Annotated in this window: 21 protein-coding genes; 7 read left to right on the top strand and 14 right to left on the bottom strand. The window is 53.4% G+C overall.

Annotated elements, in window-relative coordinates; translation table 11 throughout:
* Window positions 1-115 precede the first annotated feature (115 nt).
* Window positions 116-1129 carry an inositol 2-dehydrogenase gene (gene iolG / locus GOV87_RS18885; RefSeq protein WP_171212804.1) on the bottom strand — a complete coding sequence of 338 codons (1014 nt, stop codon included), beginning with the start codon at window positions 1127-1129 and terminating at the stop codon, window positions 116-118.
* 379 nt (window positions 1130-1508) lie between these two features.
* Between iolG and GOV87_RS18880 the strand changes: the two genes are divergently transcribed.
* From GOV87_RS18880 to GOV87_RS18865, 4 genes are all read left to right on the top strand, one after another.
* A complete protein-coding gene (locus tag GOV87_RS18880) occupies window positions 1509-2099 on the top strand; it encodes a hypothetical protein (protein WP_171212803.1) in 591 nt (196 codons plus the stop codon).
* Window positions 2100-2339: 240 nt separating this feature from the next.
* Entirely contained in the window at window positions 2340-2546 is a 207-nt protein-coding gene (locus GOV87_RS18875) for a hypothetical protein (RefSeq protein ID WP_171212802.1), read from the top strand.
* A gap of 194 nt (window positions 2547-2740) precedes the next feature.
* Window positions 2741-4087 carry a guanitoxin biosynthesis MBL fold metallo-hydrolase GntH gene (gntH, locus tag GOV87_RS18870; RefSeq protein WP_171212801.1) on the top strand — a complete coding sequence of 449 codons (1347 nt, stop codon included), beginning with the start codon at window positions 2741-2743 and terminating at the stop codon, window positions 4085-4087.
* Between the two features lie 10 nt (window positions 4088-4097).
* On the top strand, window positions 4098-4745 hold the full coding sequence (locus GOV87_RS18865) for a DUF3299 domain-containing protein (protein ID WP_171212800.1): 648 nt from the start codon (window positions 4098-4100) through the stop codon (window positions 4743-4745).
* A 158-nt stretch (window positions 4746-4903) separates the two neighbouring features.
* Here GOV87_RS18865 and GOV87_RS18860 read toward each other — a convergent pair whose 3' ends face one another.
* The 7 genes from GOV87_RS18860 to GOV87_RS18830 form a co-directional block, all read right to left on the bottom strand.
* The gene (locus tag GOV87_RS18860; RefSeq protein ID WP_171212799.1) at window positions 4904-6415 is read right to left on the bottom strand and encodes a mannitol dehydrogenase family protein; all 1512 of its coding nucleotides are present in this window, start codon (window positions 6413-6415) and stop codon (window positions 4904-4906) included.
* Window positions 6415-7188, bottom strand: a complete 774-nt coding sequence (locus tag GOV87_RS18855; protein WP_171212798.1) for an L-iditol 2-dehydrogenase — start codon at window positions 7186-7188, stop codon at window positions 6415-6417. The genes GOV87_RS18860 and GOV87_RS18855 overlap by 1 nt, the downstream gene beginning before the upstream one ends.
* A complete protein-coding gene (locus GOV87_RS18850; RefSeq protein ID WP_171127047.1) occupies window positions 7185-8189 on the bottom strand; it encodes an ABC transporter ATP-binding protein in 1005 nt (334 codons plus the stop codon). Before GOV87_RS18850 ends, GOV87_RS18855 begins: the two co-directional genes overlap by 4 nt.
* A 12-nt stretch (window positions 8190-8201) precedes the next feature.
* Window positions 8202-9032, bottom strand: coding sequence for a carbohydrate ABC transporter permease (locus tag GOV87_RS18845; RefSeq protein WP_170448185.1), 831 nt, complete (start codon window positions 9030-9032; stop codon window positions 8202-8204).
* A gap of 12 nt (window positions 9033-9044) precedes the next feature.
* Window positions 9045-9911, bottom strand: a complete 867-nt coding sequence (locus GOV87_RS18840; RefSeq protein ID WP_171125479.1) for a carbohydrate ABC transporter permease — start codon at window positions 9909-9911, stop codon at window positions 9045-9047.
* 108 nt (window positions 9912-10019) lie between these two features.
* Window positions 10020-11321, bottom strand: a complete 1302-nt coding sequence (locus tag GOV87_RS18835) for a sugar ABC transporter substrate-binding protein (RefSeq protein WP_171212797.1) — start codon at window positions 11319-11321, stop codon at window positions 10020-10022.
* A gap of 95 nt (window positions 11322-11416) precedes the next feature.
* Window positions 11417-12442, bottom strand: coding sequence for a LacI family DNA-binding transcriptional regulator (locus GOV87_RS18830; protein ID WP_171212796.1), 1026 nt, complete (start codon window positions 12440-12442; stop codon window positions 11417-11419).
* A gap of 121 nt (window positions 12443-12563) precedes the next feature.
* On the opposite strand from GOV87_RS18830, the gene xylB reads away from it, so the two are divergent.
* Window positions 12564-14000, top strand: a complete 1437-nt coding sequence (gene xylB, locus GOV87_RS18825; RefSeq protein WP_171212795.1) for a xylulokinase — start codon at window positions 12564-12566, stop codon at window positions 13998-14000.
* Window positions 14001-14278: 278 nt separating this feature from the next.
* On the opposite strand, the gene GOV87_RS18820 is transcribed toward xylB, so the two are convergent.
* The 5 genes from GOV87_RS18820 to GOV87_RS18800 form a co-directional block, all read right to left on the bottom strand.
* On the bottom strand, window positions 14279-16051 hold the full coding sequence (locus GOV87_RS18820; protein ID WP_171212794.1) for a DUF4422 domain-containing protein: 1773 nt from the start codon (window positions 16049-16051) through the stop codon (window positions 14279-14281).
* Between the two features lie 179 nt (window positions 16052-16230).
* Window positions 16231-16656 (bottom strand): sulfotransferase family 2 domain-containing protein, encoded by a 426-nt coding sequence (locus GOV87_RS18815; protein WP_171212793.1) that lies wholly within the window; start codon window positions 16654-16656, stop codon window positions 16231-16233.
* Window positions 16657-17024: 368 nt separating this feature from the next.
* Window positions 17025-18104: a hypothetical protein gene (locus GOV87_RS18810; protein ID WP_171212792.1), complete on the bottom strand. Its 1080-nt coding sequence runs from the start codon at window positions 18102-18104 to the stop codon at window positions 17025-17027.
* A 2-nt stretch (window positions 18105-18106) separates the two neighbouring features.
* A complete protein-coding gene (locus GOV87_RS18805; protein ID WP_254447420.1) occupies window positions 18107-21577 on the bottom strand; it encodes a glycosyltransferase in 3471 nt (1156 codons plus the stop codon).
* Window positions 21578-21926: 349 nt separating this feature from the next.
* Complete coding sequence (locus GOV87_RS18800) at window positions 21927-23813, bottom strand: glycosyltransferase (protein WP_171212790.1); 1887 nt, start codon at window positions 23811-23813, stop codon at window positions 21927-21929.
* A 366-nt stretch (window positions 23814-24179) separates the two neighbouring features.
* Between GOV87_RS18800 and GOV87_RS18795 the strand changes: the two genes are divergently transcribed.
* Window positions 24180-24653 (top strand): amidohydrolase family protein, encoded by a 474-nt coding sequence (locus GOV87_RS18795; RefSeq protein WP_171212789.1) that lies wholly within the window; start codon window positions 24180-24182, stop codon window positions 24651-24653.
* A 111-nt stretch (window positions 24654-24764) separates the two neighbouring features.
* A complete protein-coding gene (locus GOV87_RS18790; RefSeq protein WP_171124652.1) occupies window positions 24765-25922 on the top strand; it encodes a cation:proton antiporter in 1158 nt (385 codons plus the stop codon).
* A gap of 15 nt (window positions 25923-25937) precedes the next feature.
* On the opposite strand, the gene GOV87_RS18785 is transcribed toward GOV87_RS18790, so the two are convergent.
* Window positions 25938-26345 (bottom strand): cytochrome c, encoded by a 408-nt coding sequence (locus tag GOV87_RS18785; protein ID WP_171212788.1) that lies wholly within the window; start codon window positions 26343-26345, stop codon window positions 25938-25940.
* Between the last annotated feature and the right edge of the window lie 35 nt (window positions 26346-26380).

The raw sequence follows: 26380 nt of genomic DNA, 5'->3' as shown, positions 1-26380 counted from the left end.
TCCCAATAGAACTGTCAATCGTATTGTCTGGGCTTCAGCCCCAGTCATTCGGCATTGGCCGAATCTCCTCCGCCCCCAAGTGAACCGGGGCTGTGTCCAGTTTCAGGAAATCCAATCATTTTGCAACCGGTTTCAAAACATCACTCAGCATGACCGGCATTCCGGAACGCGCCGAACGGGTCGCAGCTTCGGCCGTCGCCAGTGCTGCGACGCCGTCTTCCAGAGTAACCGGCATATCCGACCCGGCTTGTACGGCGTCAACAAATGCGCCCCATTCTGTCCGGTAAGCAGTCATGTAACGTTCCAGTAAAAAGTAGGTCGGCTTGGCACCGACAACACCATCCGCCGTCGACTTCACCACCGAGTTTTCCAGGATGTTGTGCGCCTGAAGCAGCCCCTTCGACCCCAACAGCTCAACCCGCTGGTCATAACCATACACGGCGCGTCTAGAATTCTTGATTGCAGCGACCCGACCATCTGCGTAAGTCATTGTAACAACAGCGGTATCATAGTCCCCCGCCTGACCAATCTCAGGGTCGACAACTGATGTTCCGACAGCTGAAATCACTGTGGGCAACTGCCCCATCAAATAGTTTGCCATGTCGAAATCGTGGATCATCATATCCCGGAACAAACCGCCCGAGACTTTGACGTAGCTGATAGGTGGCGGGGCCGGGTCAAAGGACGTGATCGACAGCAATTCCGCCTTGCCAATCTCTCCTGCCTCGAACGAGGCTTTTAGTGCCGAGAAATTGGGATCAAACCGACGGTTGAACCCGACCATAACCGGCTGACCGGTTTCCGATGCGTTTGTCTGACACGCAATAGCCCGATTCAGGTCCAGATCGACGGGTTTTTCGCAAAGTACGGCTTTTCCCGCGCGAGTCGCCGCCTCGATGAGGTCGGAATGTGTATCGGTGGGCGTGGCAATCAGAACCGCATCAATGGACGCATCCGCGATGATGTCTTCCGAACTGCGTGTTTCGGCCTGATATTCTCCCGCCAGACTTTCTGCCGCTTTGGGAACGGCATCTGACACCGCAGCCAATACGCTTTTAGGATGCTCACTGATGGCTTGCGCATGTACACGACCAATCCGTCCGGCCCCTAACAATCCGATCTTGAGCATGCAGCTTCTCCGAATCCAGTCTTCGCGCGCAGCATGTTTCTCTTTGCAACCGGTTGCAAGATGTTTTTTCATCAACTTGGGAAAGTTGCGAGGGATCGCCTTGTCCTCAGCGGCCTTCAACAGTTGGGCAGGCACGCAGCCCGCGCTTGATTTTGTTGTGTCTTGGGGAATTTGAACGCGGAACGAAGCCGAAATCTCCTTCGGCTTTATCATCCTGTCGTTGATTTACTTGCGCCCGCCATACGCAAGATTAAACGGCGTCCGCCTCAACACGTGTAACGAAGAAGACAACATCTTCGAAATCAAAGCCCCCGGCAACGGTCAGATCTTCGAATCCGATGATCATTGCCTCACCGCCCCTGGCGGTTCTGGGCACCGCGTGTTGCTAATCATCGGCGTTCAATGTCGCCTTTTCCGAGTGGAAAGTGGTAACGCCCGCCGAATCCCCGTTCACCGTCGATACAAAGTCGAACTCATCATCCACATCGGCCAAGCCGCCGTTGCTGGCGATGAAACCAAGATCATCGGCATCAAGCAGATCTGCCGCCCGCGCGGCCTCGTCTTGAACAACGAAAAACCCAAGACGATCCTGTTGACCGCACTATCCGCAATACGGAATCCGGGCGCAAGGCCCGGCAGGATTGTCAAATCCGTACCGCCATCGCCATCTGCGTTAATTTCCAAGTCCGAGTTGCGGTTGAACCGAATGTTCGAGCGGCTGACCTCGACCCCTTCGATGACAAGCGATTTGCCAGCCTCAAACCCTGTGACGACATCCCGATCCAACTCTTACGGGGTCACGCTGACCGTTTCTGAGTCGCCAAAGAACACGGTCTCTAGCGACGATGTCGATCCGGGACCATCCGCTGGGTTTGTCGGTTCAGGTGCGACGACCACTGGTTCTGATAGTGTCTCTGATACCCCGACCGTATCAAGCTGCATCGCAGCCGAGGTTCGCGCAAAATTCTAAGTGACGATGATGGCGGGAACGCCGCCGAATGAACCGGACAAAACAAAGCCTGTGTCGCGCATTCGCCGAGTAGCCGAACTGCCGTCCTCCCGTTTGAGCGAAATTCCCAGTCGCTAACATCCATTGGCTGTGCTTTTCCGCCGAAACACATGATGTTAGCGATAGAGCGCATGACCGCGTGGACGATGGGGGGGGGATCGGGTTGATGGGGATCGGATCCACGGCGATGCGCGCGACGCTGTGAAGGACACAGACGAGAAAGTGGGCGGTGAAGTTCGAGAGGAATTGGAGGGCGAAGCTGAAGAAGTTCGCGACGAGGCCGACGACGATCGCGCATATCTAGAAGAAGAAGTCGATGAAGCGTGCATAGATTTGAAGCAGGAAACTGGAAAGGACTGCGATTGGTCGGGTTGTAAGTCCAGTCCACCTTTCGCGCTGTCCTATTAAGACCGGACTAGTTATTTTGACCTCTAGCCAGTCGTTCGCATATGGCATCTTGTCCATGACGCTTCACCGACTGCTTTGAGCTATGCCTCGGGAAGCCCTACTTTCAGTAGCCGCAACGGAAGCACGTTTTGAAAATCCGTTATCCTCGGTTAACCTCCCAAAGCAATCTGCACAGGACAAGAGGGGCACTTATCATGAACGGATTGAAGGCAGTCTGCGCCGCGGGTTTTCTGACTTTTTCCCAGTCAATCGAAGCGCTTGCTCAGGAGCAGCCAACCCCAGAGATGCAGAATGCAATCGAGTTCTTCAACCAAGCGGGAAATCCTGAAGGACGATGGATTGAAGGCGAGACGATGGTTCCTCACGTCGAGGCTGCATCCCACTTTAATGCAGCCATGCTTTACTATCCCGGAACTGAAGAATTGCAGGACAATGAGATCCGCGCGAGCTTCATGGGTTCGACATACTACCCATCACAGGATCAATCCGGGATGAGCATTTATGTCGAGCTCGGAAATGGTAATCGTTTCGTTTTTGACATGGGGATTGGTTCACTGCGGAACTACAACAGCTTCTCCGTTCCCTTCAATACAATCAATCACGTCTTCATTTCCCACCTTCATATGGATCACGTGAGCGACCTGCCCTACTTCACGATGTTCCGTCCCATTCAAGGTGGTTACACACCATTGAATATTTACGGCCCGAGCGGGTCCGAACCTCAGTATGGAACGCAGCATTTCGTCGACAGCATGATGGCCATGACATCGTGGCACCAAGATAGCTTTAATGCCTGGCCCGTCGGCGAAGGCTATAACCCTAATGTAGTGGAATTCGACTACATGGATGAGGGTGGGACGGTGTACGAAGCCAACGGGGTCAAAGTCACCCATTGGCCAACATCGCACACCAAAGATGGCGCGACGAGCTACAGATTGGATTGGAATGGTAAAAGCCTTTGCTACACAGGTGACAACCGTCCGAACAGCTTGACGATAAAGTATTGTGGAGGCGTGGACATGCTGATCAGCGAAGTTCAAACCGCCACTGTCTCTGTTACCTCTCGTGCACTGGGAATGCCGGCTGCAATGGCGGCGTACACAATCGACACATCGCACACGCCAGCCTATGGCCTAGGTTATATCTGTGAGCAGACTCAGCCTAAAGTCTGTGTCGCCTCGCACTACAGCTATGACGATGTTTTCAACAACGAAACGGTTGCCGAGGTGCGCTACCATTATAAAGGAGCGTTTGCGTTCGGTGCGCCTGACCTCGTCGTTTTCAACTTGCACGGTGACGGAAAAGTATGGTGGCGCGAGGGGGTCACAGGTGAATCCAATCAGGTTCCACGACCAGTGTGTACAGATGATGAGATCACGTTCCCGGCTCCAAAACATCAAGTTTACGATGTGATTAACGAAACTATTGAGGCCAACGAGATAGACCCAGAACTCTGGTATCCACCTGAGAAAAAGCCAGAGCTTGTACGCGAGTGGCCTTTGACCGAAGACATCACAATACCAAACCCGTTTGCCAATTAAAGCGGAGCCAATGCGAATTCCGTCAATAATGCTGATCCTCACGTTGCTAGGTTCAGCAAGTTTCGCCGGGCCTGCTCGACCGGTTGATTGGACTGATCTAGGCAACAACCTATCGTCGCAGAAGAACCCGTATTACGGCCTAACCGCAGACGAAGCCAGATTGGTGGGAGTTCTCGTGCATACAGCAAAGATGCGGGAAGCCGGTAAAGCTCTTTCCCCGCATGTGCTACAGGGCGAAAAAATAGCACTGTCGGCGCTAAACAGTGTTGGCATCGACGGTGCCGCCAAAGTTACTGATGTAGCAGCGTTCGGCAAAATGATGGACTCCAGTCGCAATGACTTGAATGATCGTCTTCTGGGTCAAAATATTGAAATTTCCGGCTTCGTTTTACCTCTGAACTTCTCCGACACAAAGATAACTGAGTTTGTTTTGGTTCCTTTTGCAGGAGCATGTGTTCACACACCCCCTCCGTCGCGAAATCAAATGATAGTGGTCAATTATCCGGAAGGTTTTTTGGTAAACGGCTTATTCCAGGCGGTGGCTATTTCTGGGCAATTGGTTAGGGGTGATACGGTACGCTCGATTGGATTTTCCGATGGTATTTCATCACTTGATATCGGGTATCAGATGGAGGCGGTTTTTGTTGATCCATTGTGAGAACCAGCAAGGCTGCTGTGTCCTGTTGGGCGATCATTCGAAAAATTCCGCTAACGTTCGCAGCGAGCCCTTCGTGACCAATGCCGCTCCATACCACAACCGCTGAAAGGGGCGAAAATCAATGTGTCCCGTGGTTGCATGTTAGAAGTTCCAGGAAGCTAGAACGAAAAAGAGTTATGGGAGACATATTGGGCAAGAACTGCTCTGCTCCCACTTTTCCAAATCTCGTTTAACCACCCGGAAAAGGCTGCAATAAACTGTGCACCATGGCCAAATTCGCCACAATACAGGTCCTGCTCAAGCCAAAGACCTGGATCAGCTTTGGCCGCCAGCGCCGTTTTTCTCAGATCCTCCCAAACGGGATCATTGGGGGCGATCTCTGAGCCGTCTTCGCGAATCCCTGCGCACATCCTGCACCAAAAAGCTTCTGCTAGAGCGAGTCCGTTTATAGAAGAGCCTGAAGCAATTGCATCACGCACCGAGGGCAGAACGAACCCAGGGTGTCGCGCCGATCCGTCGAACGCGACTCGGCGCGTTGTGTCGTGAATTGCAGTGTTTTCAAACCGACGTTCAACCAGCCCAAGGTACTCTTGCGGGGTCGTTCCAGGAACAGCGTCGACCTGAGGTAGAATTTCTTCGATTTGAACTTTTCTGAAAAACGCCGCTATGTCGGGGTCTTGCATACAGGCCGAAATCGTGGGGACATTCAGTATCTCCCCGACATTCGCGAGCAGTTGGTGGCCCCCGTTCAATATGCGAAGCTTCAATGCCTCATACGCGTGAACATCCTTGGTCAGTGTGACACCTACATGTTCAAGCGACGGTCGTCCGGCGCAGAAGTCATCCTCGATGACCCATTGACGAAAGTTCTCGTGCGAAACCGGAGCGTGATCATCAACACCAAACGCTTGGCATTGCGCAATCACCTGGTCAGTCGTTGCCGGCACGATGCAGTCCACCATCGAATTGGGAAAAGCACCGTTCCGGTCGATCCAATCGGCCAGATTAGGGTCCGACAGGTGGGCCAGTCCTACAATACAATTTCGAAGGATAGTGCCATTACCCTGGAGATTATCACAGCTCAGCGCGGTGAAGGGGGACAAGCCGTTCGCGCGGCGTATCCCGAGCGCTGCGACCATTGCACCAAAAACCGTTCGCGGATGGTTTGGGTTTGCGGCATCATAGCGGATATCATCGTGATCCGTGTCCAAACCGCCGGTGCTTGCACTAAGGAAATAGCCGCCCTCGGTCACAGTCAGGGACACAATCCGAATAGACGGATCAGCCATCGCCCGGATAAGCGCGGCGTTGTCCTCTTCGATCGGCAGGTAATCAATCAACGGGCCTATGACCTCTGCGGATACTCCTTTGGGATCCAGCTCAATCAGGGTGGTCAGACAATCTTGCGCCTGCAACTTCTCGCGCATCTTGGCATCATAACTGCGTACGCCTGCTCCAATGATGGCCCAATCGCGGGCCTGGCCCTGCTGCAAAAGCTGATGAATGTACCAAGCCTGATGGGCGCGGTGGAAATTGCCAAGCCCGATATGGACGATGCCCGGCGTCAGGTCCGAACGTTGATAAGCAGGGGTTCTGACAGTCGCTGGCAGGTCTGCAAGCCTGTCGCGCCTTAGCTGGATGGGAGGGGTTGAATCTGCCACAGGGGTCATCAGCTCATCCAATTTCCGCCGTCAACATTGTAGGTCTGGGCGACGATGTACTTGGCCTCGTCCGAGGCTAGAAACACTGCCATCCCGGTTAGGTCTTCAGCCCGGCCCATGCGGCCATAGGGAACGGCCGCCGCCACTTCGCGTTTCTTCTGCCCCGAAGGTTTGTCTTCGTGTTTGGCAAAGAACGCATCGACACCGTCCCAGTGTTCGCCATCCACCACACCCGGAGCTATCGCGTTCACATTTATCCCGTTTGAGATCAGGTTCAGGCCCGCAGATTGAGTCAGGGAAATGATCGCAGCCTTGCTGGCGCAATAAACGGCGACCAGAGGCTCACCGCGCCGCCCGGCTTGCGACGCCATGTTGATGATCCTGCCTTTGGTGCCATGCGCAATCATGTGGCGCGCGACGGCCTGCATGGTGAACAAGGCACCGGCGACGTTGATGTCGAAGACACGCTGGTAGTCGGCGCGCTCAATCTCAACAATCGGAGCGGCAGTGAAGATCGCCGCGTTGTTGATCAATATGTCGATCGGGCCGAAATGGGATGCCGTACGGGTGATGGCGTCGTCGATACATTGCTGGTTTGTCACGTCCATCTCGATTGCTAAAGCCGTCACGCCGATCTCGGTCGCGGCCCGCTGCGCGCGCTGGATGTCGATATCGGCGATCGCGACACGGGCGCCTTCAGCAACATAGGCTTTGGCAAAGGCCAGCCCTATGCCGCGCGCAGCCCCTGTTATCAGGGCGGTTTTACCAGCCAGACGTGTCATTCGATCCGCAAGCCTTTCGCATCGAACCGGTGGATCACATCGGCGCGTGGTGTCAGGTGAATGCGGTCGCCATGTCGGAAACCGACCTCGCCATCTGCGCGGACAGTGATCGTATCGGCCAGCCCGGTTTCGTGGACATGGAAAAATGTATCCGAGCCCAGATGTTCGGAAACGCTCACCACCCCGGACCAGTCCCCTTCGGCTTCTGAAACTGTGATATGCTCAGGCCGTATTCCGATGGTCTGAGCGCCGTGTTTCGCGGCCTCTTCGCCCTCAATGAAGTTCATTTTGGGGGAGCCGATGAAGCCCGCAACAAACAGGTTGCGCGGTGTCCGGTACAGCTCTAGCGGGCTCCCGACCTGTTCGATAACGCCAGCCTGAAGGACGACAATCTTGTCGGCCATGGTCATGGCTTCGACCTGATCGTGGGTTACGTAGATCATTGTGGTGGCGAGGCGTTCGTGCAATTCGCTGATCTCTAGCCGCATACCGACCCGCAGCGCCGCGTCGAGGTTGGACAGAGGTTCGTCGAACAGAAATGCCGCCGGTTCGCGCACAATCGCGCGCCCGATGGCAACCCGCTGGCGTTGGCCGCCCGATAGCTGTCCTGGGCGGCGGTCCAGATAGTCGGTCAGGTTCAGGACGCTGGCGGCACCTTCGACGCGTTTGTCGATCTCGGCCTGATCCAGTTTTGCCATCCGAAGGGGAAAAGCGATGTTCTTACGCACCGTCATATGCGGATACAAAGCATAGGATTGGAACACCATCGCCAGCCCTCGTTTCGCCGGCGGGACATCGGTGGCATCAGAACCGTCGATGTCGATGGAGCCCGAGGTAATGTCCTCCAGCCCCGCGATCAGACGCAGCAGGGTTGATTTGCCGCAACCTGACGGACCGACGAAGACAGTGAACTCGCCATCTTCGATGGTCAGGTCAAGTGGTGGAATGACCTGCACATCGCCGAAGCTTTTGGTCACGGACTTGAGTTGGATGCGTCCCATGTGTCGTGTTCCTTATTTCACAGCGCCGAAGGTCAGGCCGCGGACAAGTTGTTTCTGGCTGAACCAGCCAAGGATCAGGATTGGTGCAATTGCCATTGTCGAGGCCGCGCTAAGTTTGGCAAAGAACAGGCCCTCGGGGCTGGAATAGCTGGCGATAAAGGCCGTCAATGGGGCCGCGTCGACGGCGGTCAGGTTGAGGGTCCAGAACGCCTCGTTCCAGGCTAGTATGAAGTTCAGCAAGACGGTCGAGGCGATGCCGGGGATAGCCATGGGCGTCAGGACATAGAGGATTTCCTCTTTCAAGGTCGCCCCGTCCATCCGCGCGGCCTCCAGAATTTCGCCGGGGATTTCGCGGAAATAAGTGTAAAGCATCCAGACAATGATCGGCAGGTTGATCAGCATCAGGACCACGACCAACCCTCCGCGCGTGTCCAGCAGTCCCAGCCGAATGAACAGCAGGTAGATCGGATAGAGAACGCCAACCGCTGGCAGCATCTTCGTGGACAGCATCCACAGTAGGATGTCTTTGGTGCGTTTCGAGGGCACGAAGGCCATGGCCCATGCGGCGGGGACGGCGATGATCACACCCAGAACAGTCGAGCCCCCGGCGATAATGACCGAATTCCACAAGAACCGCATATAGTCCGAGCGTTCCTGCACGATGGCATAGTTTTCCAACGTCCAATTGAAGTTCAAGAACAGCGGTGGGCTGGCAATCGCCTGCGCCTCGGTCTTGAAGCTGGTCAGGATGGTCCAGAGGATCGGGAAAAAGATCAGCAAACCAACGGCCCAAGCGAGAGCGGTATTCAGCGATTTACGGCGGGTGGTGACAGCGCGGGCCATGGTCTTACCTCCTCACGCGTCCAGGTTCTTGCCGACGATGCGCATCAGGAAGATCGCAACGATGTTGGCTAAGATGATTGCGTAGACACCTCCGGCTGATCCGAGGCCAACGTTCTGGCTTTCCAGCACACGCTGGAAGATCAGGTAGGTGAGTGTGCGGGTGCCGAATGCGCCGCCGGTGGTCACGAAGATTTCGGCAAAGATCGACAGAAGAAAGATTGTTTGGATCAGGATCACGATGGTGATCGCCCGGCTCAGATGCGGCAGGATGATGTGGTAGAAGCGCTTCAGTACCGGCGCACCATCCATCTCGGCTGCTTCCAACTGCTCGCTGTCCAGCGATTGGATCGCGGTTAGCAGGATGAGCGTGGCAAAGGGCAACCACTGCCAGGACACGATCATGATGATCGAGGTCATGGATGCCTCGGACAACCACGAGATCGGCTCGGCCCCAAAAAAGCGCCACAGGTGGGCCAACAGACCGTTGACGGGGTCCATGAACATGTTCTTCCAGACCAGCGCGGATACCGTTGGCATAACGAAGAAGGGCGCGATCACGAGGATGCGGACAATACCTTGGCCCCACATCGGTTGATCCAGAAGCATTGCCAGTAGGATGCCCAGGATAACAGTAATGATCAGAACGCCTCCGACGATCACCAGCGTTGCCTGAACTGCGGGCCAGAAGGAGCTGGACGACACGAACCGAACGTAGTTGTCAATTCCAACCCAGCCCAGATCCCCACCGCGCAGAGGCAGATATTTCTTGAAGGAGAAATAAAGCGTCATCGTCAGCGGCACGAGCATCCAGCCAAGCAGCAGGACCACTGCAGGTGCCATCATCAGGCGAGCAACCGAGCGGGAATGTTGAGTTGCCATAACGCAAACCCTCTATTTTCAGGCGTAGCTTAGCCTGCGAGAAAAACGCTAGTCGTGGAAGAGAATTGCGGGGGGCATCAATGCTGCCCGCCCGCCGGGGAGGAGGCCTCAGTACCCTGCGGCTTCCATTTCTTCGGCTGTGAAAGCCTGCGCTTTGGCCAGAGCTTCCTCAACCGTTTGCTGTCCGGCATAGACGGCTGAGAACTCCTGGCTGACTTGCGTCGCAATACCTGCAAATTCCGGGATCGCCGCAAACTGAATGCCGACATATGGCACCGGCTTGACCGTCGGGTTATTCGGATCAGCCGACAGGATCGAGTCCAATGTCATCTTGGCAAATGGAACCTTCTGGTATTCCGGGTTCTCATACAAAGAAGATCGCGCGCCCGGTGGGACATTTGCCCAGCCTTCGTTTTCTGCGACCAACTCGATGTAGTCTTTTGACGTGGCCCATTCGATGAATTGCTTGGCCGCGTCTTCTTGCTGTGTACCGGCCGGAATGGCCAGTGCCCAAGCCCAAAGCCAGTTGGAGCGCTTGCCCAATCCGGTGTCGGGTGCCAGAGCAAAATCAACGCTGTCCGCAACGGTCGAGTCATCGGGGTTAGTCACAAATGACGCCGCAACAGTGGCGTCGATCCACATGCCGCATTTACCCTGTTGGAACAATGACAGGTTCTCGTTGAACCCGTTGGTCGCATAGCCTGCGGGACCGGATTCTGTCATCATTTCAACGTAGAAATTCAGCGTGTCGGACCATTCAGGCTGATCAAACTGGGGCTTCCAATCTTCGTCGAACCAGCGTGCGCCGAACGAGTTGGACATGGCCGTGATGAACGCGCCACCTTCACCCCACCCGGCTTTACCACGCAGGCAGATGCCGTTGATGTCAGCGTCCCGGTCAGTCATGGCCGCAGCGGCCTCTTTGATGAATTGCCAACTTGGCGCTTCGGGCATTTCCATGCCTGCTTTTTCCATCAAGTCGGTGCGATACATGATCATCGAGCTTTCGCCGTAAAACGGCGCAGCAAAAAGTGTTCCGTCATGGCTCAGACCGCCCGACATAGCAGGCAGGATGTCACCGACGTCATATTCCTCTGACAAACCATCCAGCGGAACCAGCCAGCCGTTCGCACCCCAGATCGGGGTTTCGTACATGCCGATTGTCATGATGTCGAACTGGCCACCCTTGGTGGTGATGTCGGTGGTCACGCGCTGGCGCAAAACGTTCTCTTCCAGCGTCACCCATTCGACTTCAACGCCCGTCGCTTCGGTGAATTTGTCGGTATAGCCCTGCATCCGGATCATATCGCCGTTGTTTACGGTTGCGATCGTTATGGATTGTGCGTGGGCCGCTGCCGTTGCGACGAAAGTCAGCGCAGTCGCCGCACGAAGTGCGTGTTTCAAGTACATCCCTGTCCTCCCTGAGCTTGGATGCTGTGCAGAGAGCCTAGTTCAGGATTTGTCGCGCCGTCAATAAAAACTTTACGCGCGTTAATTTTTAACTGTCATGCAGATTCCCTCAGGACCAATCGCGCCGGGAAAAGGGTTTCTGTCCGTTTCTCAAATTTTCCACCGTTTTCAATAAGTTCAAAAAGCGTTTCGACGCTTCGCGCCGCCACATTATCATAGTCATGCGCGGCGGTTGTCAGCGACGGACATGTGAATTTTGCGAACGGATGATCGTCGTTCGACGCCACCCGCAATGCACAATCGTCTTTCCGCCCAACCCGAATCCCCTGTTCGAAACACGCCGCCAGAAAACCGATGGCCAATCGGTCATTGCTGCACAGGACCGAATCCGTGCGCAGCTTGCGTTCACCCAAAATCTTGAGCGCACCCTTTCGGCCAATCTCTTCAAAGGCCCAGCCCGTGCCTTCAATTTTGATCACATGAGGCTCAAAGCCCAGTCGGTCCATTACGTCTACATAAGCCTTACGTCGCTTATTGGCATTGGGGTTCGCAGGTGTCCGCATTTCGAAGAACGAAGGCGGCTCACCCGTGCGGGTCATGTATTCCACGGTCTGAGACACAAAGCTGAAGTTGTCGGACCCGATAAACGCCGCGCCCAAACCGTCGAGATTGCTGTCAAACAAAACCGTCGGCACTCTGGCGCAGAATTTCTCGATCGCGGACTTGTCCGAGATACGTCCCAAAGGCGCCAACAAAACGCCCGCAGGCTTCAAAGATTGCAAGCCGTCCAGGATTTCATTTTCCAGTTTTTGTTCGCCATGAGAGCTGAACAGAAACGGGCGATAGCCTGCCGCGATACAGCTTTGCTCTAGATACCGTGCGATTTCGGCAAAGAACGGATCGGCCAGATAGGGTACGACGATGCCGATATTCTTGGTCAGCTTGCGGTTCTGGTTCACTGCATAGATGTTTGGGCGGTAGTCAAACCGCTCCAACGCCTCTTCTATCCGCGCCCTCGTCGTTGGGCGAACGCTATCGGGATCGTGGAAGTATTTGGACACCGTTGGCCGCGAGATACCGCTGAGGGCTGCGAACTCTTCCATGTTCTTTATCTTGGTCATACCTGTCTGCCTGCCGACCTGAGCCGCCTTGATCTTATCCTATTTTTACATATTCTTTGCGCGCGGCAAAAAGATCAATAGTAAGACAAGTTCCGAACTTTAGTGCAGGTAAGGGGTTTGAATGTATCTCGGGATCGACATCGGAACGTCTGCGGTCAAACTTGTCTGTGCAGACACTGATCGAATTCTGACGACGTCTTCTGTAGGGATAAAAACGTCCTCACCGCAGCCCGGTTGGTCAGAGCAGCATCCGGATCTTTGGTGGCAGGCGACACGCGACGCCTTGGACCAACTATCTGGGCAAATCACGCTGTCCGAGGTGAAAGCGATCGGGTTGTCAGGCCAGATGCACGGAGCCGTTTTGCTGAACCGTGATTTGCGCCCAATCCGCCCGGCAATCCTGTGGAATGACAGCAGGGCAGTACAGGAATGTGAGGACCTACGCGCGGCCCAGCCGGAGATTGGTCATATTGCCGGCGTCCCTCCCTTGCCGGGCTTTACCGCGCCCAAAATTGCTTGGTTGAAAAAACATGAGCCTGCCAACTATGCAAAACTTTCCCATATTCTGCTGCCCAAGGACTATGTTGGGTTGCGCCTGCATGGAGAGTTGGCAACCGACGCATCCGATGCCGCCGGAACATTGTGGCTCGATCAAGCGTCGCGCGACTGGCACGCCGGTATCGTCGAAGCCACTGATGTTGCAGGGGACTGGCTTCCGCAGATATTCGATGGCCACAATTGCGTTGGGGCTGTGTCAGCGCAAGCGGCAACTGAGACGGGCTTGAAACCCGGCACGCCAGTCGTTGCAGGAGGTGGAGATGCAGCAACCGGGGCAGTGTCTTTGGGCGCCACCGAACCGGGGCGAGGTTTCATCTCTTTAGGAACTTCCGGCCAGTTGTTCGTGGCGGACCGGGCCTACAAACCCAATCCCGAACGTTACGTACATGCTTTTGCGCACACTTTGCCCGACCGTTGGTATCAAATGGCAGCGATGTTGAATGGCGCGAGGCCTATTTCATGGATTGGCGGTCAATTGGGACTGTCCGCAGCCGAAGTTGTCGCGCTTGCCGAAACGGTCAGCGGGGACCGTGTACCAATTTTTCTGCCCTATCTAACGGGGGAACGTAGCCCGCATGGCGACCCGCATATCCGAGCCTGTTTCTTTGGCCTGGAGGATTCCACAACACGCGCAGACATCTGCCGTTCCGTGGTGGAAGCGATTGCCTTCTGCTTTGCCGATGCGGCACAGAGTTTCGGTGACAGTATTAAAGAATTGCCGGAACTCGCAGCAATCGGAGGAGGCAGCAAATCAGAACTGCTGTTGAGACTGATCGCGACAGTGACCGAAAAGCCGGTTGTGAGGTCGGATGGGGCAGATTCCGGTCCGGCATATGGCGCCGTCCGGCTGGCGGCTTTTGGAGAAGGTGCATTGGACAGAGCTGACCTTGCATTTCAACCACCAACAACAGACATGTTTGAACCGGCGGATATGGCACCATTGTTCGAACGGTTGGCGCGGTTTCGGAAGCTTTATACAGCAGTCAGTCTGGCTGAATAATTACCCGGCACGGTCAACCAAATTTACGCCGCCTGCCCTTCCCACGGTGGGTTTGTTGCTATCTCAACGATCCGGATATCCGCAAACACGCTCACCTTGACCGACAGAGCATTCGATTTCTAATAGATGCGCTACGGAACCACTTCTTCCTCTGTTTTCTAGTCCGGAAAAACCTGACGAAGTTTGCCCAACAAAGGCTCCCCCTGAACGCTGCACAGCGAGTTTACAGAGATGCCGCGCCGGTAACGGCGATGAGCTTTTGGGATCAATTCTGTAGGTTATCGCTGGCGCGCCTTTCGGTTTTTTGCGACGGCCCAACTCCGAACCCAGCCTAGAACGTGCCTTTGGACGGACTGATACCGCGTTTCTCGCCAAACAGTTTGATTCCTGTGCAACCAATACAGTGGTGCCAACGGATGTAGACACTTCACGTCCCACGGTTTGTGCCGATCGGTGAAATGAATGATCTTGGGATGGTTGGCCGCCGCCTGCGCCTCTTGTTCAGTATAAGCAGGCTCCAGTAAGTTGCCGCTGTAAATCCGAGTGTTCACATTCCACTCCAGCGGCAACTTTTGCGTTTTTTCTGCAAAGATGATGTTCAACAGGTCTTGGTCCTGAAGCGTTATCAATTCACCAAACTTTCGACAGGCTAGCAAAACTCCTTCGTGAAGGTTCACGCTGCGCAGTGCATCAAGATCCAGCACACAGACCCCTGCGTTGAAGTAGTCATGTGTCAGGGGCAGTTGCAGGCGGCGCGATTGCAAACGCCCGCCTTCGTCCGGCGCCGCAGCAATCGGGCTTCCCTCCATCGGGTGATCCCAAAGTTCCTTAAGGTCAGCGGTCACAATGATGTCGGCGTCCAGATAAACTACTTCCTGAACGTCTGGTAGAACCTCTGCAGCAAGTAGTCTGTAATAGGTCTGCAGCGAAATATGCGCGCGATTCAGAGGAAGCCAACGCAAGCTGTCGTCGTCAATATTTACAACTCGCAACTCGGCACCAAACTGAGCAACTAAGGCTTGAAGGTTGGTTGTATCGTCTTCGGTCAACGAGCCGTTGTCCAGAAAGTGAAAGCAAAAACTCTGCGGTTCAGACGCTCGGGTCAGGGCTGAATGAATCGTCGCTGCTGCGTGCGGAACATAAGCACTGTCTACGGCCATCAGAATATTGATGATTTCCCCGCCACCTCGTTGCCCGACCTTGTTTGGCGAAGAGATCGCTGCAGCAGCCCCAGCAAGCTGGGACTTCGCGTCAATTTTGGCAGGTGGGATCGGTCGAAACACCAAGGGAAGCGTGCGACGTGACGCACCACGAACAGTCATGGCATAATCGACGAAAGCAACGGTCATGCGTTCTGCCAGGAACCCCCAGATGCGTTTTTGATACGCATCATAGCCCGAGATATCGATCCGCTTTTCCGCTTCAAACAGAACCTGAAACAGCCATTCGCAGTACTCATGAAACAGCGCTTTTTTCATCACCGTGACATTGCCGAAGAAAGCCGTTTTCGAGTTCAGCATCTTGATGAAAAATGGGCGAATATGCGGGCTTAGTTCAGCGACGATCTTCTCGACGACGTCTAAGTCTTTTGCATAATGCTCCCACTCATAAAACTCGTAGTTCGTCATTATTGAGTCCGGCGCCTCAACAGGATGAACCGGATAGATAGGTGCCGTCAGAATGTCCGCCGACGAACAGGCGCGACGTACGCTGGTATCATCCCAGCCAAACTTGAAAATTTCGCGCTCGGATATCTCTTCAAAAACCTTGGTACGGCCCGACGCTCTTTGATTGAAATTCAGGAGCCTGCGATAGTGCATCAACCCATAGTGCTCTGCGTCGACGTTCTTCCACATCCAATACAAACCTGTAAGTTCGCACCAGTTTGGATTGCGCTCAGATATCGAGTCTCCTGTGTCGTCACGCACCGCAAACTCCAGCCTTTCAGACGAGAGTGCAGCGCCAACGTGGATAGGCGTAAAGCACTGCGAACGGATTGCGGGTGAATTTTTATGGTAACAAACGCCGATGAATACGTCTTTGTGTTTCATTTTCTTTTAGGCTTTCAACAGCCATTCACTTTCGGGCAAGTGGAAAAGCAAAATCTAGCGACATGCGACTTCAGTTGGCAATGAACTCATACTGCTCATTATGAAGTGCAGTTTCCCTCTTTTTTGAACAAGTGGAAGATGCTTTCTTGGCCATGCAACCAAGTTTTGTATTCCCGTTTTCACGAAAGCGAGTAGTTAAACGCTTCATAGTCTTCCCGGTAAAAGTCGAAAATCAAATCAAGCAACTCCCTATCCTCTTCCGGAAAAAAGGAAATAGATTTTCGCTTGTGTGGCATGTTTGGTAGCTCCTGACCAACAAGGTCACACACTTCGGACACAGGTGCAGACAACCCTTCTTCGAACTTAAAGACCTTTGTGTATTTCGTGACAAATTCAACCTGTGGCCTGATATGGTTGTCATAAACGTAAGGGTTTTTCTGATACCTTCCGAAGGTCGAAACAACCCACTCTTTGAACGGCAACTGCGCCTTGTCCTTGCGCATTTTGTACTCGCTTATCAGTCTCTCGCGTGGGTCACGCACCAGGGCAAATGTAAAGTCACAGAAGTCGTGGGAAACAAACGCTTCTAATAACTCGGCGTGCATATGCTGCGGTGTGCACTTGGCGTAGCCAAGCGGCGACCTATGTATCAGAGCGCTCTTCCCCCCCCCAGACCGCGAAGCGCATGCTCTATACTGCTGCCGCCTGTTTTGGGAATATGAACAAATTGCACTAGTTTGGTTGCAAACCGGAAAATCGGCATCGACAGTCCTGTCATTTCAAGCGGTTGTAAGTCCCCAATGGCTTAGACTTGGTCTTACCTATTAGGTCCCAAAATGGTTAACACTATTACCATCCTGATCCGAAGACCTTTTCACCATTAAACTATGAAAGAATAATGGCCCGCTCATTGTTTTTCCGACTGGCGGCATAATTCTCGTTTCGATAGCCAAAACTTCAACCAAGCTCAGACCTAAGTCGACTGACCATCAGCAAAAAGTATGTCGCCACGCCGCTGCATTTCAGAACTTGCATAACGCTCGAAAAGGCTCTGCTGTTTCGAATTTACCTGCCGCGTGGGAATATCCAACTGAAATAGAGCTTCGGAAATCCGGGCTCTTATTTCTGGTACGTCATCCGCCTGCACACAGTATCTTGTCAGATACCACGTCACAAACTTTCGCTGGAACACCGGATCAACCTCGCTTGGCCGAACACAGGCCTTTAGCAGGCTGTCAATGTTATTCACATGTGTGGTCGCAAGCGCATAGTCAGACTTGGCGAATGAAACCACATGTGCGCCTTGCACCAAGGCTTCGAACAACACGCCTGAGTTTCCACCGACAACGCATGAAGCTCCGCGGATCAATCCATGAATCGAGCCGTCAGAAATTTGGACGCTTTCGAACCTCCGTTGCAGATCGCTCAACAAAGACGTCACTGCCCCCGCTTTACAGGATGGATGACGCTTGATGACGAGGGTTTGACCCAGCTTGTCACAAAGTTCAGCCAAAGCAAAAGCGACTTCGCCTGGCTCTACGTGATTGAGTTCAGCAACGGTATCATCAATCGTCTGTAAAGGCAGAAACACATATCCGCCTTGCGGACGTCCCGTATGGCTCGGTTGTTTGTATTTTGAGGAATTGCTTTCCGCTTGCGACTTGGCCAGCCGACTTACAAAGCTGTCAGCCTCCTGCGGTGCAATCGCTTCAATACTTTCCAGAAATTTTGACGGCGTTTTGGCAAGCTCAGAAAACCCCGAATACCCAAGTCTGTCCAATGTGTAATAGGGAGAGATGTAGCTCTCTTTGAACCGCAGAATGTTACCTTCGGGACCAATGGAGTGAAAACTGATAACCAACTGATTTGGCTTATAAACACGAGGGCCTTTGTCAGCCCCAAACGGCAACCTGATCGGTTGAACGCGAACCGAAAGATCACTGAGCGCCAGCATGAGTGATGTGTAGAACATCCTATGCCGATCGCCATCTGCCTGGTTGAACAGATGGCCCTCCGACAGCTCAAGAATAACTTCTACAGCGGTATCTGACACGGTTAATCCCTCAACTCGCCCATCGGGTATAACAATCGTCCAATGACACGGCGAAACTTCTTGTCTTGGCTTCGTGCAAACTTAACTGGGTCAGAGTCAAATTGTTCGACCCAACCGGCCCGACGTTTGGACTTAATAATCGGACGAAGGATCGGGCGCCAAATGCGCAGCACCCCGAACGGGCCCAGTACATCCCAATCTGGAAAGCACATTTTTACAATTCGGCGATCACGCCTTTTTTTTGTCCAGTGAGAGCGGGCATATTTAGCTGGGTTTCGCTTGTATTGCGCCTTGGTTTCAGGCGTAAGTCGGCGCTTCCAGACTTTTCTGAGAATTGGCGCCAAAAGCCAAAGCCTCCAACCGAAGATACCGTAATTTACAATGATCTTCGGCCGCTTCCTAACAGCCTGGGGTCGCTTTTCGGGTACATCTTCAATCGGCTTATATCGGTCATACACTTCGGCGACCAACGCGATTTCTTCTTGATACAACGAGGTGCTTTCAGGCTGTTTACGCTCGCCTTCAAACAGGGAGTTGGACGTCAATCCCAGCCAGTCCTTCGCAATTTCCGCGTTTGCGTCATGGGTCAACGCCTTGATGTGGTCCTCGTCCTCTATAGACAATTGCCAAGGTTTAGGCATTGGAAGGCCGCGCGACTTTCGCCAATTGCTTAACTTCGTTGTGATTTCTTCGATGAAATCCAGATAGGATTCCCGCGTGCGGAAAGATCGGGAATTGTAACTGCGGATGAGTTCCACATGTGGGCCCGACAATTGAACCGAATTTGCCTGAGACTGCGAGGGGCGCGGAAGTTCAGCCAACATCTCCAGGCTCGTTGAATGAGCAAAGTCAAAAATCAGGTCGTTGTTCAGAATTTTCGAGCTCTGGAATAGCCTGACCTTGATATTGTCCCGGCCAATTTTACCGGCCCAGGCGTTAAGGACGTTCCGGTAATCCAAGAACCCTGCGACCTCGGGCCGTTCCAGCCACTGGGAAATCGGGACATCTACGCGCCCCATTGCGCCGCCTGCGACGAACTCGCAGTATTGCGCATTCGCCCATTCGACCTGATCGCGAAGGTAAACGATCATTTCAACTTCGTAGCCGTCGAAATAATCAGGAATCCTGTGCGCGTTTTTCTGCAGAAAATAGGCTTCGCTCGAGAGAACAATGGTGTGCACTCGATCTTCCATCAATTGCAGGCCGCGCTCTATGTATTGCCTGAAATACCGGTTGTCCGCGACAACATAAGGCACTACTTCGGCGTGCCCTGCTTGTTTGTGTGGTCGGGTTTTCTGCCAGAACAGCCCAATTTCCGGATACCAGACGCCATTGCGCATTAACTCTGGCCTGTTCTGTTCCAACAGGTGTTGAATGAACGTGCTGCCCGTTTTGGTCGAACCTATATGAACAACGATTCTAGGTTTCTTGAACGACGCTTTGCTTTTCTTCTCGGCCAAGGTCACGCGTTCATTGCGCGCGTAGGTATTGAGCAAAACCTGAAGGTCATGTTCGGAAGAGCCCGCAGGAGCTTCCTTGAGCGTTACCTTGTAGAGTTCGTCTTGTGGTATCGGCTTTCGCGAAATCACATATTCAAGAATATCCTGGCGATCTGCGAGAATACTGGCCGCAATCAACGGATACCCGGACGTACGTGATAGTTCCTTGTTACTGTGAACAAATTCAGACGGAATCTCATTTGCCGACAATTGGCAGAATTCCAGCAACTCTTTTACACGCTGCAAGAACGTGCTCCGTTCGCCCTGCCCAGCAGACGCCGCAAATGTGTACGCATCTCCGTCAACCATCGACGCTAGAAATTGCGCGGCATTATAGGCCAAATGCTCTCGCAGCGGGCTGTTCGGATCGTTGGCTCCAGCCGCAACCAGAGTTTCGAATGTTGATCGGAAGTTTCTGAACATCAGTTCGAAGTCACGCGCGTTGCGTGCTCGACGTGCTGTTGAACCGACGCGAACGCGATAGGCTGTCGCATCGACATTGCACAAGCTGACATCACCCGCATTCACCAGGGCATTGACAAGAAATGCCCTTTCTTCCCACTGCGGCGTCTGAAAGCGGATTTCTTTCTGCAGCAAAAAGTCACGCCGGTATAACCATACCCAAAAATGCCTGTTGTTCAGAATGATTGGGTCGGACACGAAACTGGTCCGGGGAACATCTTCGGTGAAAAACCTCTCACTTCGATCAGGTCGCTTTTCCACAAGATCGTCACCGACGAAGATCGCTTCATAGGCTTTACGGCCACGCACCATATCAAACTTGCCAGAGTCCGCACGCTCATACAGCTTGGCAAACGCACTTGGATCTTCCAGCCAATCGTCGCCGTCAAGAAACCAAATGTACTCACCTCGCGCCGCTTCAATTGCCTTGTTACGCGCGAATCCCTGTCCAACATTCTTTTCCAGGACAATTGGGCGAATTCTCTCGTCTTCGGTTGCCAGACGATCAATGATGTCCTGACTTGAATCTGGCGAGCAATCGTTGACCGGAATTATTTCGATCTCGCGCAAAGTCTGATTTTGAACAGAGGATATGCATTGTTCAATATAAGCCTCGACGCCATGGACGGGGATTATGACTGATACCTTGGGCGGCTGATCGGCTTGACTGGAATGACAAGGAAGTTCGTAGGGCCGATTTTCCTCGATAAAATCCAAAACGTCTTCAATTTCGCTCGGCGCTTCTTTCCCTGGCACGTTGTAGATCGTGTACCAAAGGTAGAAATAGTGGAACAACTCTTCGAGACTACGTTCCCGAGTACGATGAGGAATGCGCTTCCGATCATCCGTCAGCCCCCACCCGGCATAGAACGGCGCGCCGAAGCAAACGACCTCTTTCCCGGCAAACAAAGCTTCCAGCCCCATCTGGCTGGTGCCCACATATACTTTGTCGACCTGATCAAATATCGCGAACGGGTTGACCGGCTCTCGGATCAGACGGACCCGGCCTGTGGATGTGAGATGAGAATAGTATCCGCTTCGGGTTCCCTTTTCCCAAGCCGTGTCGGGGTGCGTTTTAACCAAAACCTCGGCATCCGGGTTTTCGTTAAGCGCAGCCACCAGCATATTCTGGAAGTCAGCCTTATCGACCTTCCCATAAATGGTGGATGCATCTGCATACGCCTGATCGCATACCAGAACACGTCGCTTATAAGCCGGGTTTGCAGCAGGCGCCCGCATGGGTTGTGCGTTGTACTTGCTGATCCGCTGACCTGCGATGCGCTGAATAAGTACTTTCGCACGTGAAAGTTCCGCCTCGGACAGCGTGTCTTGACTGTTTAGCTTTTGGTTCAGACGGTTTGGGAAATCGGCCATAAAGTAATGAGCAATGTCGTCATATACATATCCCAGACAAGCATAGCGGGGATTATTCTCGCGAAAGGCGTGTGACCAACTATGGGTGCTTGCCAGGAAACCCTGCTCAAACAAGATTAGTTCGGCATTGGCTGGCATGACATCGAACAAACCCAATAGGCCCTTATGGGATTGTTCTTCTTTTTGCAGAATCGTGCCTAATCCAAAAAACACCTTGCCCTTTTTGGCGTTGGATTGCTTGAACGAAACGATATTTGGAAACAGATTTCTAAGGTTGGCGCCGTAGCTTCTTTGAAGTGTCTGCTCGACATAGCCAAAGGTGACTGCCTCATCTTTCAATGAAAGAACGTATTCGCGAATATCTCGGCCAGGCACATGACTAGATTGCCGAAGCGCCAAAAACTCCAAAAAGCTGGTTTTCTTTTGCGTAAAGTTTCTTTTCATTTGTGGCGCCATTCGGCCTTTCTCAGGGCATCATAATTCGGGGTCATTTGGTCAATTCGGACACAGCTACCCGCAATTTTGTTTCAAGGTTTGAACCTGAATTTGGCAAACCGCGCTCGACCGCTTCGGCAAACATTTCTTCCCATTGCGCGAATATTTGCTCTTCAGAATAATGCGATTCGAACCGCTTTAGCGACGCTTGACCCATCTCTTCCCGCAGTTTCGCATCAGCCATTACGCGCTGGATCGCAGCGGCCAAGCTTTCGGACGGACAGCTCGCGTCGCACAAAATACCGTTGTCCTCTGTGATCTGTTCATTCACTCCGCTGCAATTTGCGAAGCCTATCAAAGGCAACCCGTGTGCCATAGCCTCGAGCGTGGATAACGGAAAACCTTCGAAGAAGGACGACAGGACAAAAGCATCCGCGTCCCTGTAACATGCATATGGGTCGCTGGTTTCACCTACGAATTCAACGCTATCGGCAATCTTCAGATCAGAAACCTGTTCTTCAAGGTTTTGACGCTCTGGCCCGTCTCCGACGATCCGTAGAACCCATTCCTCAGCTTCCGGCAAGCTTTTTGCGAACGCCTCAATCGTCAAGTGAACATTCTTTCTGGGAACAAGTCTGGCGACAGTCAGCAAAACTTTTTTTTGCTTGGTTGCATCCCCGGGGCAAGCCGCTTGCTCTGGCGCCTTAACCGTATTTGGTATGACGCGAATACGTTCACGCATAAACCCCGGCAATGTTGACCGGAACCCCTCGGTCAGCAAGTGAATGAGACTGGCTCCATAAAAAGCCACTTGTCTCTCATGCATGGTATTTGTGCCTATCCAGCGTGGAAAGCGAGGATCAATATGTTCGGACAACACCAACGGCACGCCGGCGCGATGCGCGCATCGCACATAGCGTTTGAATGTGCGGTTCATATGCAAACCAACAAGCAAATCCAGTGTTCGGCTTGCGATCGCCAATAACATCTGGTCATCGGTGCGCTCATTCCCTGCCTCGCTCAAGCGAACTAGGTCAATGGTTTCGTCAAGGGGCCACTGCGACGGCACATCCTCGTCTTCAAAGGTGAAAACCGTCACATCGTGACCTCGTTTGGCCATCGAATTCGCCATCATCTGACCGACGTTTTCAGTGCCCCCTCTTCCCTTTGTGATAAAGGGAATGAAAAATCCAATTTTCATCTTTTGGATGGGCGGCGGGGACATCAACATCTTTCTGGCAACTGGGACTTGCTCAGGCGTCGTGTTCCACATCCAGTTGACTTGCTTCAGTTGGCCATTGAACCCTTGCTCGGCAGCGAACCCTGCGGGGAAACGCCCGTCGTTTTTTAGCGTTTCAATGTCCCCGTTCGCCCGTCGCAAAGCCCCTGTTGGCAAGGGGCCTTTTCCACGTCTGGCAATTCCGAACACGTTGTAACCGTGATGGATAAACCTGCCATCCGAAAGATCGAACCCAGCGTCAGCCAGAACATACATCAGCGTCCCAAGGTTCCAACCCGAGTTTACATGCCCGCCAACAACATTGTGCTTGAAAGGCGGGACAGCAATGAACAAGCGTCCATCCGGCTTCAGCACTCTGCGAATTTCACTGAGCGCGCGTCCCGTATCAGACACATGCTCTAACACATGCGCACACCAGACACAGTCAAGGCTGGCATCCGCGAGCGGGTGCATGTCGCAAATGTCTAGGTCTGGCAACAACTCGATACCCGGCGGAAAGCCGGCGTTGTCGGCATCAAGATAGGCATCCATATCCATGCCAGATGCCACGACTTCCCAACCCGCATTGAAAAAGCTTCGCGCCGCCAGCCCCGAACCTGTCCCAATGTCAATAATGCGCCCTTTTTCCGGAAAACTGGCAATGACTTCATCTACTAGGTCTTTTTGACCGTTAATCGACTTGGTGACTTCGATGCTCATTCGGCTCACTGAAACTGAAATCCCTTAGACAATTCTTCCGGCCCGACCTGAAGAAGACGCCCTGAATTGACAATATTTAGTGTCTACCATCTTTGTGCATGGGTGCAACGCCGTTTACGAACCCGACTGCAAGCAAGAGAGAGCAAAATCTCGAAGTGCCGGGATCGGCAATTACTAAACAGTACCAATTCGATTGCAGACGAACGACGGCGCACCGTGCCGAGATCACTCAGCAAGCACGGCGCAGCGATGTAAATTACGGAACAGGAACTCAAGCCGGGGCATCAAAACAGGCGGCCAAGTTGACTTGAATACCCTCGCAAGCAATGTTGGATTGCGGTCCAAAAAATACGAATGGGTTGAACAATGACGATGGTCTCAATGCGGGTAATTCTCTCGGCTACAATAGCAATTCTATTAGCCGTCGGAGCGAATGCCCAAGAAACCTTGCCGCGCACCCTCTTTATCAATGTCGATGTTTTCGACAGCGAGAATGCGGTGGTTATCGAAAACGCCAATGTTCTTGTCGAGGACAATCTGATTGCCAAGGTTTCGACAGACCCGATCGAACCGGATAGCGCTGTTGTTATTGACGGCCAAGGGCGGACCTTGATCCCGGGCTTGATAGACGGGCACAACCACATCATGCTGCCGACTTCACCGCTGGCATTGGCGTACAACCTTCACTGGACATACACCGGTGCCCTCGTCACGCGCGAAGCGGAGCGCATGCTGATGCGGGGCTTCACGACCCTGCGGGATGCGGGCGGCCCGTCCTACGGTATAGCAAAGGCCATTGACGAAGGTATCGTTCCCGGACCGCGTATCCCTTATCTTTAGCACTCTCGGCTTAAACCGCGACAGGGCGCTCGCATTCTCTCCGACACCGGTTCCTAGCAGGCAGGGTTGGAGTTAGAGTAATCCAGACAAGAACTTAACGCTTTGTTTTCTATGCACGTTGCCGGCTTTCTGATTACCCTTGGTGTCCTCTTCCTTGCCGGATTGGCGGCCGATCAATTTGGTCGGGCCACGCATCTTCCTCGTGTTACAACCTTGCTTTTCCTCGGTCTGATCGCCGGGAACGCCGGAATGGGGTTGATCCCACTCGACGTTGCAATGTGGTTCGACGAGATATCCATTGTGGCCTTGACGATGGTCGCGTTTCTTCTTGGAGGATCTTTGACTCGCGAGAACCTGGTCCAACATGGCCGAGCCATTCTGACGATTTCGGTTTCAATCGTGGTGGCAACCCTTGTTATTGTATCTGCCGGACTGACCGCAATTGGCGTACCCTTCGGGTTGGCGTTGGTGCTGGCGGCAATTGCTACGGCTACAGCTCCGGCCGCAATGACAGACGTGATCAATCAATCTGGGGTGTCCAACAGCTTCACCGAGACATTAAAGGGCGTCGTCGCAATTGATGACGCTTGGGGTCTGTTAGTTTTCAGCATCGCCTTAGTTCTGGCCGGTCATTCGGATGGTTGGGCCACAGTCACGACCACGGCGATTTGGGATTTCGGAGGGGCTATTTTGTTGGGTTCCGCACTAGGCGTGCCATCCGCTTACCTGACTGGCCGCTTGAAACCGGGAGAGCCAATGCAGGCAGAAGCAGTGGGAATAGTCTTTCTTACAGCGGGCCTCGCGCTTTGGCTGGAGGTTTCATTCTTGGTCGCAGGCATGGTTGCGGGCGCAGTGATCGGGAATCTTGCCCGCCATCATGATCGTGCTTTTCACGAGATCGAACATATTCAGTGGCCGTTCATGATTTTGTTCTTCCTACTGGCTGGCGCCACGTTGGAAATTGAAGCCTTCGGTTTGATGGGCTGGGCTGGTGCTCTTTTCCTATTCTTGCGTGCCGTGGCCCGCCTTGTCGGAGGTTACTGCGGAGCAAAACTGGGCGGCCTGCCTCGCCGTCAGACCCGCTGGTACGGTCCCGCTTTGTTGCCACAGGCTGGTGTCGCGGTAGGTATGGCCCTTGTAGCTGGAGAACAATTTCCGCATTGGGCCGCGTCGATCATGGCCTTTACTCTAGCCAGTACTGTGGTCTTCGAGGTGTTGGGGCCGCCACTGACTCTCATGTCAATCAAACGCACGGCTGACACGGACTAGCAGATTGGTCAGTGACTATTCAGACTGGATTGACTCAAGGAAGGCGAGCAAATTCGACAACGGCAGGCCTACCATCATAGGTTGCCCATTAGTTAGAGCCACTGCGATTTGTTGGTCTGTCTCAAACACCGCGCCAAAGATTGGCATTTCGCCGCCATGGGCGAGCAATTGTGAACGACCATCAATCTGTTCAGCTATGCGAACTATCGGAAACACACCGTCGTTTTCGCCCGCCAATTTGGTTAGGTCGGGTGTTCGAATAGCCAGCATTTCGGCCATTGGTCCGTCTCCGGTCGCTTCGAAACCGTGACATTGCCAGCAATACGTCCGGTACAAATCTCGTCCCTCATCGACGCTGACCTCCTGCGCTAGTACGGGCCCCGTGACGAACAGTGCCAGTAAAATCCCGCGAACAATCTGCATACGCTCCTCCAATTAGCTGCCCCGGATGCAAATCT

Source organism: Ruegeria sp. HKCCA5426 (assembly GCF_013034585.1).
Lineage (GTDB): Bacteria > Pseudomonadota > Alphaproteobacteria > Rhodobacterales > Rhodobacteraceae > Ruegeria.
The sequence above is the reverse complement of the archived record's forward strand: the minus strand, read 5'-3'. Positions and strand labels throughout refer to the sequence as shown.

Bases quoted from the DNA above. Each gene is read 5' to 3' on its own strand.
- iolG (WP_171212804.1), bottom strand. From the start codon at position 1,129: ATGCTCAAGATCGGATTGTTAGGGGCCGGACGGATTGGTCGTGTACAT.
- gntH (WP_171212801.1), top strand. From the start codon at position 2,741: ATGAACGGATTGAAGGCAGTCTGCGCCGCGGGTTTTCTGACTTTTTCC.
- GOV87_RS18865 (WP_171212800.1), top strand. From the start codon at position 4,098: ATGCGAATTCCGTCAATAATGCTGATCCTCACGTTGCTAGGTTCAGCA.
- GOV87_RS18860 (WP_171212799.1), bottom strand. From the start codon at position 6,415: ATGACCCCTGTGGCAGATTCAACCCCTCCCATCCAGCTAAGGCGCGAC.
- GOV87_RS18855 (WP_171212798.1), bottom strand. From the start codon at position 7,188: ATGACACGTCTGGCTGGTAAAACCGCCCTGATAACAGGGGCTGCGCGC.
- GOV87_RS18850 (WP_171127047.1), bottom strand. From the start codon at position 8,189: ATGGGACGCATCCAACTCAAGTCCGTGACCAAAAGCTTCGGCGATGTG.
- GOV87_RS18845 (WP_170448185.1), bottom strand. From the start codon at position 9,032: ATGGCCCGCGCTGTCACCACCCGCCGTAAATCGCTGAATACCGCTCTC.
- GOV87_RS18840 (WP_171125479.1), bottom strand. From the start codon at position 9,911: ATGGCAACTCAACATTCCCGCTCGGTTGCTCGCCTGATGATGGCACCT.
- GOV87_RS18835 (WP_171212797.1), bottom strand. From the start codon at position 11,321: ATGTACTTGAAACACGCACTTCGTGCGGCGACTGCGCTGACTTTCGTC.
- GOV87_RS18830 (WP_171212796.1), bottom strand. From the start codon at position 12,442: ATGACCAAGATAAAGAACATGGAAGAGTTCGCAGCCCTCAGCGGTATC.
- xylB (WP_171212795.1), top strand. From the start codon at position 12,564: ATGTATCTCGGGATCGACATCGGAACGTCTGCGGTCAAACTTGTCTGT.
- GOV87_RS18820 (WP_171212794.1), bottom strand. From the start codon at position 16,051: ATGAAACACAAAGACGTATTCATCGGCGTTTGTTACCATAAAAATTCA.
- GOV87_RS18815 (WP_171212793.1), bottom strand. From the start codon at position 16,656: ATGCACGCCGAGTTATTAGAAGCGTTTGTTTCCCACGACTTCTGTGAC.
- GOV87_RS18805 (WP_254447420.1), bottom strand. From the start codon at position 21,577: ATGCCAGCCAATGCCGAACTAATCTTGTTTGAGCAGGGTTTCCTGGCA.
- GOV87_RS18800 (WP_171212790.1), bottom strand. From the start codon at position 23,813: ATGAGCATCGAAGTCACCAAGTCGATTAACGGTCAAAAAGACCTAGTA.
- GOV87_RS18795 (WP_171212789.1), top strand. From the start codon at position 24,180: ATGACGATGGTCTCAATGCGGGTAATTCTCTCGGCTACAATAGCAATT.
- GOV87_RS18790 (WP_171124652.1), top strand. From the start codon at position 24,765: ATGCACGTTGCCGGCTTTCTGATTACCCTTGGTGTCCTCTTCCTTGCC.
- GOV87_RS18785 (WP_171212788.1), bottom strand. From the start codon at position 26,345: ATGCAGATTGTTCGCGGGATTTTACTGGCACTGTTCGTCACGGGGCCC.